General features: G+C 60.5%; 15 protein-coding genes. 5 read left to right on the forward strand and 10 right to left on the reverse strand.

Annotated elements, in window-relative coordinates; genetic code table 11:
* Nucleotides 1–320 precede the first annotated feature (320 nt).
* Nucleotides 321–1,211: a formate/nitrite transporter family protein gene (locus I5S59_RS24840; protein ID WP_197878929.1), complete on the forward strand. Its 891-nt coding sequence runs from the start codon at nucleotides 321–323 to the stop codon at nucleotides 1,209–1,211.
* An 8-nt stretch (nucleotides 1,212–1,219) separates the two neighbouring features.
* On the opposite strand, the gene I5S59_RS24845 is transcribed toward I5S59_RS24840, so the two are convergent.
* The gene (locus I5S59_RS24845; protein ID WP_197878930.1) at nucleotides 1,220–2,320 is read right to left on the reverse strand and encodes an MBL fold metallo-hydrolase; all 1,101 of its coding nucleotides are present in this window, start codon (nucleotides 2,318–2,320) and stop codon (nucleotides 1,220–1,222) included.
* Between the two features lie 125 nt (nucleotides 2,321–2,445).
* Here I5S59_RS24845 and I5S59_RS24850 point away from each other — a divergent pair, with 125 nt between their 5' ends.
* Nucleotides 2,446–3,513, forward strand: a complete 1,068-nt coding sequence (locus tag I5S59_RS24850) for a diguanylate cyclase (protein WP_197878931.1) — start codon at nucleotides 2,446–2,448, stop codon at nucleotides 3,511–3,513.
* A gap of 24 nt (nucleotides 3,514–3,537) precedes the next feature.
* Here the strand turns inward: I5S59_RS24850 and I5S59_RS24855 are convergent, their stop codons facing one another.
* The gene (locus I5S59_RS24855) at nucleotides 3,538–3,861 is read right to left on the reverse strand and encodes a DUF2025 family protein (protein WP_128324153.1); all 324 of its coding nucleotides are present in this window, start codon (nucleotides 3,859–3,861) and stop codon (nucleotides 3,538–3,540) included.
* Nucleotides 3,862–4,067: 206 nt separating this feature from the next.
* On the opposite strand from I5S59_RS24855, the gene I5S59_RS24860 reads away from it, so the two are divergent.
* Nucleotides 4,068–5,282 (forward strand): ATP-binding protein, encoded by a 1,215-nt coding sequence (locus tag I5S59_RS24860; protein WP_197878932.1) that lies wholly within the window; start codon nucleotides 4,068–4,070, stop codon nucleotides 5,280–5,282.
* Here I5S59_RS24860 and I5S59_RS24865 read toward each other — a convergent pair.
* Nucleotides 5,221–6,138, reverse strand: coding sequence for a LysR family transcriptional regulator (locus I5S59_RS24865; protein ID WP_197878933.1), 918 nt, complete (start codon nucleotides 6,136–6,138; stop codon nucleotides 5,221–5,223). The genes I5S59_RS24860 and I5S59_RS24865 overlap by 62 nt on opposite strands.
* A 114-nt stretch (nucleotides 6,139–6,252) precedes the next feature.
* Here I5S59_RS24865 and I5S59_RS24870 point away from each other — a divergent pair, with 114 nt between their 5' ends.
* Nucleotides 6,253–7,011 carry an SDR family NAD(P)-dependent oxidoreductase gene (locus I5S59_RS24870; protein WP_197878934.1) on the forward strand — a complete coding sequence of 253 codons (759 nt, stop codon included), beginning with the start codon at nucleotides 6,253–6,255 and terminating at the stop codon, nucleotides 7,009–7,011.
* On the opposite strand, the gene I5S59_RS24875 is transcribed toward I5S59_RS24870, so the two are convergent.
* The gene (locus I5S59_RS24875; protein WP_197878935.1) at nucleotides 7,008–7,796 is read right to left on the reverse strand and encodes a LysR family transcriptional regulator; all 789 of its coding nucleotides are present in this window, start codon (nucleotides 7,794–7,796) and stop codon (nucleotides 7,008–7,010) included. The two genes, I5S59_RS24870 and I5S59_RS24875, sit on opposite strands and share 4 nt — an antisense overlap.
* 100 nt (nucleotides 7,797–7,896) lie before the next feature.
* On the opposite strand from I5S59_RS24875, the gene I5S59_RS24880 reads away from it, so the two are divergent.
* Nucleotides 7,897–8,622 carry an SDR family oxidoreductase gene (locus I5S59_RS24880; RefSeq protein ID WP_197878936.1) on the forward strand — a complete coding sequence of 242 codons (726 nt, stop codon included), beginning with the start codon at nucleotides 7,897–7,899 and terminating at the stop codon, nucleotides 8,620–8,622.
* Here I5S59_RS24880 and I5S59_RS24885 read toward each other — a convergent pair whose 3' ends face one another.
* The 6 genes from I5S59_RS24885 to I5S59_RS24905 all read right to left on the reverse strand — a co-directional run bounded on the left by I5S59_RS24885 (nucleotide 8,623) and on the right by I5S59_RS24905 (nucleotide 12,683).
* Nucleotides 8,623–9,492 (reverse strand): HlyD family secretion protein, encoded by an 870-nt coding sequence (locus I5S59_RS24885; protein WP_197878937.1) that lies wholly within the window; start codon nucleotides 9,490–9,492, stop codon nucleotides 8,623–8,625.
* Between the two features lie 11 nt (nucleotides 9,493–9,503).
* A complete protein-coding gene (locus tag I5S59_RS24890; protein ID WP_197878938.1) occupies nucleotides 9,504–9,710 on the reverse strand; it encodes a DUF1656 domain-containing protein in 207 nt (68 codons plus the stop codon).
* The gene (locus I5S59_RS24895; RefSeq protein ID WP_197878939.1) at nucleotides 9,697–11,685 is read right to left on the reverse strand and encodes an FUSC family protein; all 1,989 of its coding nucleotides are present in this window, start codon (nucleotides 11,683–11,685) and stop codon (nucleotides 9,697–9,699) included. The genes I5S59_RS24890 and I5S59_RS24895 overlap by 14 nt, the downstream gene beginning before the upstream one ends.
* Nucleotides 11,686–11,862: 177 nt before the next feature.
* Nucleotides 11,863–11,979, reverse strand: a complete 117-nt coding sequence (gene ccoM, locus I5S59_RS26600; protein ID WP_332262097.1) for a cytochrome c oxidase subunit CcoM — start codon at nucleotides 11,977–11,979, stop codon at nucleotides 11,863–11,865.
* 134 nt (nucleotides 11,980–12,113) lie between these two features.
* The gene (locus I5S59_RS24900) at nucleotides 12,114–12,275 is read right to left on the reverse strand and encodes a hypothetical protein (protein ID WP_164897251.1); all 162 of its coding nucleotides are present in this window, start codon (nucleotides 12,273–12,275) and stop codon (nucleotides 12,114–12,116) included.
* 78 nt (nucleotides 12,276–12,353) lie between these two features.
* On the reverse strand, nucleotides 12,354–12,683 hold the full coding sequence (locus I5S59_RS24905; protein WP_197878940.1) for an aspartate-semialdehyde dehydrogenase: 330 nt from the start codon (nucleotides 12,681–12,683) through the stop codon (nucleotides 12,354–12,356).
* Nucleotides 12,684–12,771 lie beyond the last annotated feature (88 nt).

A 12,771-nucleotide genomic window follows, 5' to 3' on the forward strand; every position in this document is an offset into this window, starting at 1 on the left:
ACTCGCTGCGATCTCTCGTCAGCGGGAGGCGAATTCTACAGCGTTTCAATCCGCTGTCAACCACCTTTTTCACCGCTGCCGATCTTTCGATCGAAGCCCCTCCGGTACTACCTGGAACATCTAACTCATTGAATCTCAAGGAGTTTTCCGTTCCGACTGCGCCGGAAGTGGGGCGAATTATAGACAGATCCACAGGGGCGTCAAGGACTTATTTCAACTTTGTTCAACTTCGTTCATTCGCTCCATATAAACAGTACAACAGGCAACTAATTGGCCCCGCCACTGCTCTGTAGTAAAGGCACCCCCTGTGAGCCACCACCATGAGCGAATCACAAAGCAGCAAAACCCCGGGCCTGTCAGCGGACGAAGAGCAGGAAGTCAGTCAGAACCAGCCGCCTCGCGCCGCAGTGCTGCATGAGATCATTCGCGCTCAGGGCGACCAGGAACTGGAACGCACGCTGGCGGCACTCTGGTGGTCGGCACTGGCCGCCGGGCTGAGCATGGGCCTGTCGATGATGGCCATGGGGTTGTTCTATGCGCGACTGCCCGAGGGTGACAGCGCCCAGGTAATCGCTAGCCTGGGCTACTCCGCCGGTTTTCTCGCGGTGATCCTCGCTCGCCAGCAGCTGTTTACCGAAAACACCCTCACCGCCGTGCTGCCGGTGATGACCGAACCCACGCTGCGCAACCTGGGCCGACTGCTGCGTTTATGGTCGGTGGTGCTGCTCGGCAACCTGGCCGGTACCGTACTGGTCTCTTATGTCATGCTCAACCTGCCGATTTTCGACAGCAAGACAGACGAAGCCTTTCTCGACGTTGGCCGCAAGGTCATGGAGAACGACCTGAGCCAGATGTTCGCCAAAGGCATCATCTCCGGCTGGATGATCGCAACCATGGTGTGGATGATCCCCTCCATGGAGCACGCCAAGATCTGGATCATCCTGATGATCACATACCTGATGGCCCTGGGTGACTTTACCCATATCGTCGTCGGTTCCGTGGAGGTGTCCTACCTGGCCTGGGCTGGCGAGGTGAGCTGGCCGGTGTTCTGGCTGGACTTCGCCGCGCCAACCCTGATCGGCAACATCGTCGGCGGCAGTTTCATTTTTGCCCTGATCAGCCACGCCCAGGTGCGCAGCGACAGTGGCAAGCCCCCTGCCACAGCAGCAAAACGCCACAAGGAGCCGCCGCAAAACGGTCCCTATAAATAGAAAGGGCGCTACAGGTCCTTCATTGCCATTACCCGATCACCCGCGCCATGCGGTTGACGCACAGGTTTCGGCAACCACCAGGCCGGGCCGCTATGGGGTTGTTCAAGGCTGATCCGCTCCCCCATCTGCGGGGTACTAAGGGGGACCTGGGCGGCATTGGCCAAGGCCAGAATCCGGTCAAAGGGCTCATGCCAGCTGTGCACCGACAGGTCGAAGGTACCGTTATGAATGGGTAACAGCCAACGCCCACGCAAATCCTTGTGGGCCTGCAGGCTTTGCTCGGGCTGCATGTGGACATTGGGCCATTCAACGTTATAGGCGCCCGTTTCAATCAGCGTTACATCAAACGGGCCGTACTGCTCGCCAATCTGCTTGAAGCCGTCGAAGTACCCCGTATCGCCGCTGAAGAACAGCCGCAAGCTCTCATCCAGGATCACCCAGGACGCCCACAGCCTGCTGTTGCTGTCGAACAAGCCACGGCCGGAGAAATGCTGCGCCGGGGTAGCGACAAAGCGAATGCCCGAGACTTCGGTTTCTTGCCACCAATCGAGCTGGCGCACTTTGGCCGCCGGTACACCCCACTCGATCAACAGGTCACCGACGCCCTTGGGCGCAAGGAAGTGCTCGGCCTTGTCAGCCAGTTGGCGTATTGCCTGCTCATCGAGGTGATCATAATGATCGTGAGAAAGGATCACGGCGGTCAGCGGCGGCAGCTCGTCGAGGTTCAGCGGTGGCTGGTGAAAGCGCTGCGGCCCTGCCCATTGCACCGGCGAGGCGCGTTCGGCGAAAACCGGGTCGGTGATGAAAAAGCGCTCGCGCAACTTCAGCAGCACCGTTGAGTGGCCCAGCCGCCACAGGCTACGATCTGGTGCCTCGAGCAATTGCAGCCGACTCAGGCGTTGCACCGGGATCTCAACCTCTGGTCGGGTGCCGGGCGGTTTGCCCAGGAACAGGAACTTGAACCCAATGCGCAGCTTCTTCCACACGCTGTCTTGCGGCATCGGGAACTGGTTGTGAAAACGCCCATCCTGAAGCGGAGCCGGTTCGCCGGCCTCGGGGATTAAAGGGGCCATCAGTAGAAGCACTCCAAGGACAAGGGCAAGTTTCATGCTACCCCAGATGTTTGCATCAACCGTGAAATGGCTTGTAAGGCCATTTTTCAACAGCCTGCGATTGTTCAACAATAATCACACGCTTTATGCGATAAACGGCGACCCGGACCAGACCAGTACGCATGATGGATACGAGCAGCGGCAAGGGACTTTCATTTGTTAGAAGGATATACCCGCCGCGCATTGTCGGCCTGGGTATCGGCATGCTCAGCGTCATGGCCGGCATTTCGACCCTGGACATGGCACCGTGGGTGTGGGGGCTGTTGCTGTTCAACGGGTTGATCTGGCCACACCTGGCCTTTCAACTGGCCCGCCGCGCCAAAACGCCCTATCACGCCGAATACCGCAACCTGCTGCTCGATTCGTTGATGGGCGGGTTCTGGACTGCCACAGTGCAGTTCAACCCCCTCCCCAGCGTCACCATCCTGGCAATGATGGCGATGAACAACTTTGCCGCCGGCGGCCAGCGCCTGTTCCTCAAAGGACTGCTGGTACAAGGTGCGGGCGCAGGCCTGTCGATGGCGGTGTTCGGTGCTCACCTGCAGTTGCAGGCTACCCCCCTGCAGGTCTATGCCTGTCTGCCGATGTTGACACTCTACCCCATGGCGTTGGGCTGGGTTTGCTACCGGCTGGCAATGAAACTGGCTGAACATAAACGCCGTCTCAGTGCCCTGAGCCGTACCGACAGCCTGACCGGGCTGTTGAACCATGGCTCGTGGAAAGACCTGCTGCAGCTCAAGTTCCAGATCTGTCAGCAACAGCAGTGCCAGGCGGTGATCGCGATTATCGATATCGATCACTTCAAGACGATCAACGACACCTTTGGCCATGTAGTCGGCGACTGTGTATTGAGCCAGCTCAGCAGTGAGCTCAAGCACAGCCTGCGTGAAGATGACCTGGCCGGTCGCTATGGTGGCGACGAGTTCTGCCTGATCCTGCCCAATACCACCCTGGAGCAAGCCCGCGTGGTCATGGAGCGCCTGCGCGAACGCGTCGGCAGCTACCGTAATCCGCAATTACCGGAACTGCGGGTCAGCCTGAGCATTGGCCTGGCCAGTTGTCGCCAGGACCTGGCTGATGCCGAATCCTGGCTCAATGAAGCCGACAAAGCGCTTTACGCGGCAAAAAACAGTGGCCGCAACCAGGTCAACTTTGCGCAGATGGACCTGCCGACACTCAACCTGGCCTGAAGCAACCGGACTCCAAGCCTGCGCTTATACCCGCAAGCTCCGCTGCGCAGCTATTTCTGGTAAATCACGCCGACGCAGGTAAACCCGCAACGGCTCGGTGATATTCAACCGCTCATCAACGTTCTGTAGCAGAAGGATGTCGATAAGCCCTCGGCTCAAGGTCATGACGTCGCCCTCCCCCGCTTGCCAGACGAACTCGCTGCTGGGCGTGATGCTGTCATCGGCCACGTCCATACCGAAGGAGTCTTCGCTAAAACGCACGATATGCTTGCCAAGTTTGCGGTGAAATCCGACGAAGCCCTTGAGCTGGTCGGCGGCGGCACAGATATCCTGTGATGTGATGTGCATGTCAAACCTCACTGAAGCATCCATCGGGATGCAGAACGAAAGGGATTGGCACGCTGGGCAAGGAGGTCACTCTCTGCTGGAATGACTCAAGGCCCAAGACTAATGGAAAAACATCACCGCTGGGTACGGATTTGTCACCCGATTCAACCTTGCTCGCTAGACTTAACCGACACGCCGCTCACACCACCAGCCACTGTGGATGATTCATGATCAAGGGTATTACCTCAGACATTGCCACCGTTGGCCGAATCAACGCCGTACCGGCCATTTTGCAGGTGATCTGTGAATCCACCGGCATGCGCTTTGCCGCCGTGGCGCGGGTCACCGAGAACAGCTGGACCGCTTGCGCTGTACTCGACACTCTGGGCTTTGGCCTGGCGGTCGGTGATGAACTGGATTTGAACACGACCCTGTGCCACGAGATTCGCGGCAGCCACCAGACCATCGTGATCGACAAGGCCAGTGAAGACGCGCTGTATTGCAACCACCACACCCCGCGCATCTACCGGTTCGAAAGCTACATTTCGGTGCCGGTGTTTCGCACCGACGGCAGCTTCTTCGGCACCATCTGCGCCCTTGACCCACTGCCTGCCGCCCTCAAGGGCAGCGCCATCCAGCCCATGATGGAGTCGTTTGCACGCTTGCTGTCGATTCAAATGGAAAGCGAGGAAACCGCTCAGGAAACTGAACAGGCCCTGCAAAAGGAACGGGCCATGGCCGAGCTGCGCGAGCAATTCATTGCCGTGCTGGGGCATGACCTGCGCAACCCGCTGTTTGCGATTACTGCCGGCGCCGAGCTGCTTGCGCAACGCCTGCAGGAAGAGAAAAGCCGCACCATTGCCTTGCATATCCTCACCTGCGGCCGGCGTGCCACCAACCTGGTACGCGATATCCTGGATTTTGCCCGCGGCCGCCTGGGCAACGGCATGACTGTCAACATCCAGCCCTGCCCGGACCTGGGCGAAGCCCTGAGGCACGTTGCTTCGGAGCTGCAGCGCGTTTACCCGCAACGGCGGATCAACCTGAACATCGGCGACCTCAGCCGTGTGCATTGCGACCGCGAGCGGGTTACCCAATTGCTGTCCAATCTGATTGCCAATGCGCTGACCCACGGCGCCCAGGACCAGCCGGTGGATGTCAGCGCCCAGATCCGTGACCAGGCTTTCGTGCTCGGGGTGCATAATTTCGGCGAACCGATTGCGCCACAGGTGCTGGCGCAGCTGTTTCAACCCTTCGCCCACCCCCTCAATGATGCCGTGCGGTCCGGCCTGGGGCTGGGCCTGTACATCGCCAACCAGATCGCCCAGGCCCACGGCGGGCGCATGGAAGTGATCTCCAGCCAGGAGGCCGGGACGTTGTTCAGTTTCCGCTTGCCACTGGATCCAGACGAGGCTCAAGCAAGTCTGCCAGCCAATCCATGAACGCGCGCAGCCGGGGTGGAATGTGCTGTTGTCTGGCATACAGCAAAGACACCGGCAGTGGCGCAGGTACAAACTCGGCCAGCAGCGGCACCAGCTCGCCCCGTTGCAGGTACTCCTGCAGCCCGGCAGCCGGCGCCTGGATCAAACCGAGCCCGGCCACACAGGCACTTTCGTAAGCCTCGGTGCTGTTGACGGTAACGGCGCCGGCCATGGGTTGTACCTGCAACGTGTCCCCTTGCAGGTATTCGAATCCCGGGCTGCGGCTGCCCAGGGTTTTCACATAGTGGATCAGCTGGTGCTGATGCAGGTCTGCCAGAGTCTTTGGCACGCCATGCCGATCCAGGTAGCGCGGGCTGGCGCAATTGATCTGGCTAAGCACCCCCAGCGGGCGGGCAATCAGGTCGAGGTCGCTGAGGGCGCCAATACGTAGCACGCAGTCAAAGCCCTCGCGCAACAAGTCAACCTGGCGGTCGGTACAGCTGATCTCCAGTTCGACCTCGGGGTGACGCTCCATGAACTGTGGCAGGTTGGGCAGAATGATGCGCCGTGCCATCAAGGTCGGCAGATCAATGCGCAAGCGCCCCCTGAGCGCCGCCCTGTCACTGTGGAACAAGCCTTCGATCTCATCCATGCGCGACAACAGGTCTTTGCTACGCTCGTACAGGTGCAAGCCGTCCTGAGTCGCCTGGACCCGCCGCGTGGTGCGGTTGAGCAAGCGCGTTCCGAGCAAGGCTTCCAGGGCCCGAACCTGTTCCGAGACGGTTGAACGCGGCAGCCCCAGGTGCTCCCCGGCCAGGGTAAAACTCGACAGTTCGCTGACGCGGACAAAGGTCCGCAACAACTCCAGCTTGTTCATGGCGGGCAGGCTCTATTGTTCGTCGTTACCGACCAGTATTTCCGATATCGATGGATTTATCAGCATTCAGCCGACCAATAGACTTTCCTCGACTCTTCTCCCGAGGTACAGCGCATGAACCGGAAAATCGCATTGATCACAGGCGCCAGCCGCGGCCTGGGTAAAAACACCGCCCTGCACCTGGCAGCACAGGGCATCGACATCATCGGCACGTTCAACAGCAAGGCCCAGGAAGCCCAGGCACTGGTGCAAGAGCTGGAGAAATGCGGAGTGCGCGCCGCGATGCTGCAACTGGACGTCAGTAACAGTGCCAGCTTCGAAGACTTCGCCACACAGCTACGTCAGACCCTGACCTCGGTGTTTGACCGTGAGCAACTGGATTTTCTGGTGAACAACGCCGGCATCGGCATTAACGCACCGTTCAGTGAAACCAGCGAGGCGCAGTTCGATCAACTGTGCAACATCCAGCTCAAGGGCCCGTTCTTCCTGACCCAGCGTTTGCTGCCGCTGATTGCCGATCACGGCCGGATCGTCAACGTTTCTACCGGCCTGACCCGTTTCGCCCTGCCCGGCTATGCCGCCTATGCCGCCATGAAAGGCGCAATGGAAGTACTGACCCGTTATCAGGCCAAGGAGCTGGGCGCGCGCGGCATTCGCGTCAATATTCTCGCCCCGGGCGCCATCGAAACCGATTTTGGCGGCGGCGTGGTGCGCGACAACGCCGATGTGAATGACTTTATTGCCAGTAACACCGCGCTCGGGCGCGTGGGCCTGCCGGACGACATCGGCGCCGCCGTGGCCATGCTGTTGAGTGATGGTGGTGGCTGGATCACCGGACAGCGTGTGGAGGTGTCCGGCGGCATGTTTCTTTAATCAGCCTGGTTACCGCCGAGGGCATGATGCAGTTGTTTGAGGACAGACAACCCCAGGGCCTGGGCGGCAAAGCACAGGCCTACTCGCCGGGTCAGCATCGAGTCTTGCCAGGGCCGCCAATGGATACCGGGATGGCGCTCGACCAGCGATTGCGGCAACAACGCGGCGCCCAGGCCGGCTGCCACCATCGGTACGGCCTGCTGCAACGAGCCAGCATGACCGACTTGCTCGCCGCTACCATAAAAGCCAAGCAGGCGCTGATGAGAAACATGCTGCGGGCAGGTGATCCATTGCTCGAGCGGCTGGCTGCCAACGGCCATGGCCAGCACAAAAGGCTCCTCCCACACGGCGAGGAACAGTTCGTCCTCGCAACACAGGGCCTCAACGCCCAGCCGGGCATCGCCCACGCAGCCATCGAGCAACGTCAGCTGTATGGCCGGTACGGCCTGCCGGGCCAGGCGTACAAACGCTTCGACATGTGCACAGGCAATATCCGCCTCCACCCCCAGTTGCAGCGGCAAGCGGTCCTGCCCTTCGCGAAAGCGTCGGCTCAGGGCCTGGGCCTCAGCCACCATGCGCTGCGCTTGCGGGTACAGTTGCCGGGCGTGCTCGCTGACCTCAACGCCGCGCGCCTGACGCAGAAACAACGCCACGCCCAACTCGTCTTCAAGCTGGCGAATGGTCACCGACAGGGTCGGTTGCGCGACGCACAGGCGTTGCGCCGCCAGGGTGATGTTGCGTTCCTCGAACACGGCAAGAAACGCTTTCAGGTGACGGATATCCATAGGTATTTCCGATACCAGCCAGAGAAATAAGCCGTTTTTCAACCAAAACCCGAGCCAATACACTCAAGCCATTCAAATCGATTATGCCTTGGAGATTAACATGCGCAAACCACTGATCATTATCACCGGCGCCAGCTCAGGGATTGGTGAAGCCACCGCACGCCTGTTCTCGCAAGCCGGCCACCCGCTGCTGCTCCTGGCCCGGCGCCTGGAGCGGATGCAGGCACTGGCGTTGCCCGATTGCATGACGCGCGCAGTGGATGTCAGCGACCGCGAGGCCTTCGTCGCTGCCGTCAAAGAAGCCGAAGCGCTCTACGGCCCGGCCGATGCGGTGGTCAACAATGCCGGGGTGATGCTGTTGGGGCAAATGCATGAACAGGATCCGGCCCAGTGGGAGCAGATGCTCGACGTCAACGTCAAAGGGCTGCTCAACGGCATCCATGCACTGGTGGGCGGGATGATCGAACGCCGCCATGGCACGATCATCAACATAAGCTCTGTGGCCGGGCGCAAGACGTTCCCCAACCATGTCGCCTACGTCGGAACCAAATTCGCTGTGCACGGGATTTCCGAAAACCTGCGCGAAGAAGTCGCACCGCACAATGTACGGGTGGTGACCATCGCGCCGGGTGCCGTGGAAACCGAGTTGCTCGGTCATACCACCGACACCGGCATCAAGGAGGGCTACCAGGCCTGGAAAGCCGAGATGGGCGGCCAGGTGCTCAGCGCCAACGATGTTGCAGCGGCCATTGCCTATGCCTACCAGCAGCCGCAACACGTGTGCATTCGCGAAATTGTTCTGGCCGCGACTCGCCAGCAGCAATAGTCAGCGCTGCTGTGTGTCTTCGTGCACCTGCACACTGGCGGTCATGCCCGCACTCAGGGTCATGCCGTCGGGCACCTGGTCCAACTTGATCCGCACCGGAATACGTTGGGCCAGACGCACCCAGTTGAAGGTCGGCTCGACTTCGGCAAGCAGTTGGCTGTCGGGATTGGTATTGCTGTCGGTGATGCCGCGGCTGATGCTCTCGACATGCCCCTGCATAGGCTCGCCGGCACTCATCAACCAGACCTTGACCGGGTCGCCGACACGAATGCGTGGCAGTTTGGTTTCTTCGAAATAGGCCTGCACATAAAAGGTCGCGTCATCGATCAGGGCCATGACCGGCTGCCCGGCATTGACATAGTTGCCCTCGGCCAGCCGCAGGTTGGTGATGTGACCGTCGCGCGGCGCCTTGACCTGGCTACGGGCAAGGTTGATCTCAGCCACCTTGACCTGCGCCTGGGCTTCGCGCAGCTCACCGCGGGCGACTGCCGCATTGATCTGGGCATTTTCACGCAGTTCTGCGCTGATTGCCTGCGGTCCCAGGGCCGCCCGTCGGGAGGCTTCATGCTCACGCAGGCGCAATTGATGCTGGCGGGTTTCAGCCACAGCGTTGGCTTGCTCGAGCGCTGCTTCAAAGCGATCACGATCGATCGACATCAGTAACTCTCCGGCCTTGACCGGCTGGTTGTCACGCACCTTGAGTTCGCGGACCCAGCCGGACACGTCCGGGGCGATGATCACCACGTCGGCGCGGATTTTTGCATCGCGGGTCCAGGGTGTGAGCATGTAGTACTGCCACAGCTTCCAGCCGGCAAAAACGGCCACTACCACCAGACACAGGGTAACGGCGACACGTACCAGTGCACGCATGATTCAACTCCTTACAAAGGCCCCAGCCAAAGCGTTACCAGGGTCAGTACACAAATGAACAGCGCACAGTCGAACAAGGCTTTGTGCCAGATCCATCGCCCCAGAGGGGTCAAGTGCAATACCAGGTGCACGGCAGCGGTCAGCCCCAGTGCCAGCACGACATAAACCAGAAACGGGCTGAGCAACACACCGCCCAGCGCCCACTCACGCAAGCCCATGGATTTCCTCCTGCCGACGGCACCATTTACCCCAGCTGCGCTGCAATTGCAGAACCGCCCCGATGGCCAGGCGCAACGGGTCGCTGGCCGGTTGACGCTGTATGGCTTCGATAAACTGTTCGCTTGCGGCATCCAGGCGATCACTCCTGCCAGGTGCCGGGCCTCGCGCCAATACGCTCTCCAATTCCTGAAGGTACATGCGCTCGGCGCTGTCCAGCGGTGCTCTTGCCACCGCCAGACAGTGACGCAAATGCAATAGCTCATCGCCCATATCCAGGCCATGCACACCGTCGTCCCACCGCGTGCGTTCCTGCTCGGACAGCGCCGCGTAGTGACGCGCCAATTGCAGCAGACGGTCGGCCATGCGGCCGCCAAACCAGGTATCGGCACCGCGCAGGTCTCGGCGCGTCAAGCGCACCAGATCACTCTGGGTGGCGGCACGCAGGCGCCGCCCGTGCCAGGCAGGATTTCGCAGCACCAGCAACTTGAACGCCAGCACTGCCGCGCCCACTCCGATCAGCATGGCCTGGGCGCTGTTCAGGAAGGTCGCGACCTGAAAGTGCATGGCGTTAAGCGGCGCCACCAGCACAATAAAGTGCAGGCAATAGGACGTCGCCGTAGCGCCGATCTTCGGGTTGGCCATACCCAGCGCCCCAAAAAACAGCGGCACACCCAAGGCCATGCACAGCATGGGGAAGCCGCTCCATTCCGGCAGCAGAATCTGCCCGACAACAAAGGCCACTGGCAGGGCCAGCAAAATGCCGCGCAAAAAACTCAGGCCGATTTGCGCGCCGTTTTCACGACTGGCAAACAGGCTGCAAACCACACAGGTCAGTACCAGCCCACCGGGGGCCGAGATCCAGCCAGTGGCCAACCAGAAACCAGCCATGGCCAGAAAAGCCAGCGCGCTGCGCGAGCCGAACAACAGGGCCAACGGTACATCACGGTGTACGGCCAGACTGTCGGGGACATCGGCCAGCGCAGTGCCCTCCTCTACGGCGCGCAAGGCCAGCGTCGCGGCCATGGCGTTATCCAGCAACAAGGTCAGGCGAGCCAGGCAGTAGTGTTCGGCCGAGCTGATGTGTTCATCGTGCGCCGCATCCCAGACCCGCTGACGCAACAGCAACAGGCTCGCCTGGTCAGGACTGGCCAGGGCTGCCTGTACCTCGTCGAGCCAGGGTTGCAGATGACGGGTCTGTGCCTCGTCCAGTTGTTGCCACTGACGCCGGACCGAGCGGGCGATGCGTAACAGGATCAACAGCTTCTGGCTCAAGCCGCGAATGGCACGGGCCCGCTGGCGGCCAAGGCTGCCTTCGAACCAGGCATGCTCGCGCTGTGCGTCCACCGCGACAATCCGCCCAAGAATCTCCAGCAAACCTTTACGTGCCTGCTGTTCACCGGTCAGGGTCGCACTGGCGGCCTGCAGGCCACTGCTCCAGGCCTGGCGCGCCTGCCCGCCCAGTTGTTGCTCGACCCGCATGGGCCAGAGCAAGGCACTGGTTGCCGTGGCGCAGACAATCCCCAGGCAGATCTCGGTACAGCGCGCTACCGCCTGGTCGAACACCAGCAAGGGGTGATCGACGGCCGGCAAGGCAATGATCGCAACGGTATAGCCGGCCAGCACGAACGAATACGCCCAGGCACTTCGCAGCAGTGTCGAGCAGGCCGTACACAACGCCAGCCATAACGCCAGGGCCAGCAGGAACAGCCAGGGCGTCTGGGCAAACAGGCCCATGAACACTACCGACATGACCGTACCCACCAGGGTTCCGAGCAAACGCGCCAGGCCCTTTTGCAGGACCATGCCGGAAAGCGGCTGCGCCACGATGAATGCAGTCATCAACGCCCAGGCCGGTTGCTCAAGCCCCCACCGCAATGCCAGCCACAGGGCAAGTCCACCGCCCAGCAGGGTCTTGATGGCAAATTGCACGGCGAGTTTGTTCGGCGCAAACAGCGCCTGCAACGTAATGGGCACGGGTCGAACCTTGACGGACTGTGTTGTAAAGATAGACAGGAAGGTGTGAAAGGACTGGAAACAGATTATTAGCTAGCTAACTAACAAAAATCCAGTGAGACGAAAGTTTTCTTGCGGACAAAAAAATGGGCGACCGAAGTCGCCCTAAATGCCTTGCGTGCTCATGTACCGGAAGAATCAGCGCTCTTTGCGCTTGTTCGAATCCTTCCAGATAAAAATTCCGAATCCGACGAAAAACAGCAGCATCAGGCTGACTGTGATGACTCCAGCGATAACCACATTATCGAAGAACATGCCGACCTCCTTTCGCCTGACCCCGTCTGATGTGCTCAAGGTAGCGAAAGGCCGGTGGATAAGAATTGACCGAGATCAATGGCGCCCGGGGCCGGGCGCGCGAGGCAGGCGCAGGGTTGACCTGCATCAAGTTTTCAACGCTTCTTGGGTTTGCCCTTGGGCTTTTTCTTGGCCTTGCCCAGCGGCATGGCTTGCTCGAACGCCTGGCGCACTTCGTTCAGGCGTTTCTCTTTGATGTCATGAATGCGTCGTGCGCGCTCGGCGTCGAAGTCGATCAGGTTGTCATCTTGGCTCATGGTCTGGCTCGGGAAGCGGGCTGCGATCCTGCAATAATGAAGGCAGTTGCCGTCGCTGACCAGCCAGTGGCGCGATGTTCAGACTTCGATGTCCACCAGCAGCCCCTGGCGCGGCTGTTCACCCATCAAGGGCGCCACCGGCACGGTATTGTCGGCGTTGACTTCATCCCCCGGCATGGGCTGGTAAAGGTCATCACCCTGGCATGACCGATGCCGCTGCTGCTGGCGGCGTTGTTCTTCGCGCAACAACAGTGCCGGTTGTTCCGGGTCTCGGTGTTTCAGGTCGACGGCCCCTTCACCGGACGCCGGCTGCGTTGGTACCACCGGCTTGATGTCAGGCGTCGGCTTGACCGGGTCCAGTTGCGATGTCACGGGGGCAGCACTGAGCGGAATGAGGGGCGGCAGCATGGGGTCGATCTCCTGTCGCCAGTGTGTCGGCTAGCCAGCGCCAGCCTTTAGCCTGAAGCGAAGAATAGCTGGACGCCTGGAGTGTAGC

The sequence above is a fragment of the Pseudomonas alkylphenolica genome, assembly GCF_016009175.1.
In the GTDB taxonomy this organism is placed as follows: Bacteria; Pseudomonadota; Gammaproteobacteria; order Pseudomonadales; family Pseudomonadaceae; genus Aquipseudomonas; species Aquipseudomonas alkylphenolica_B.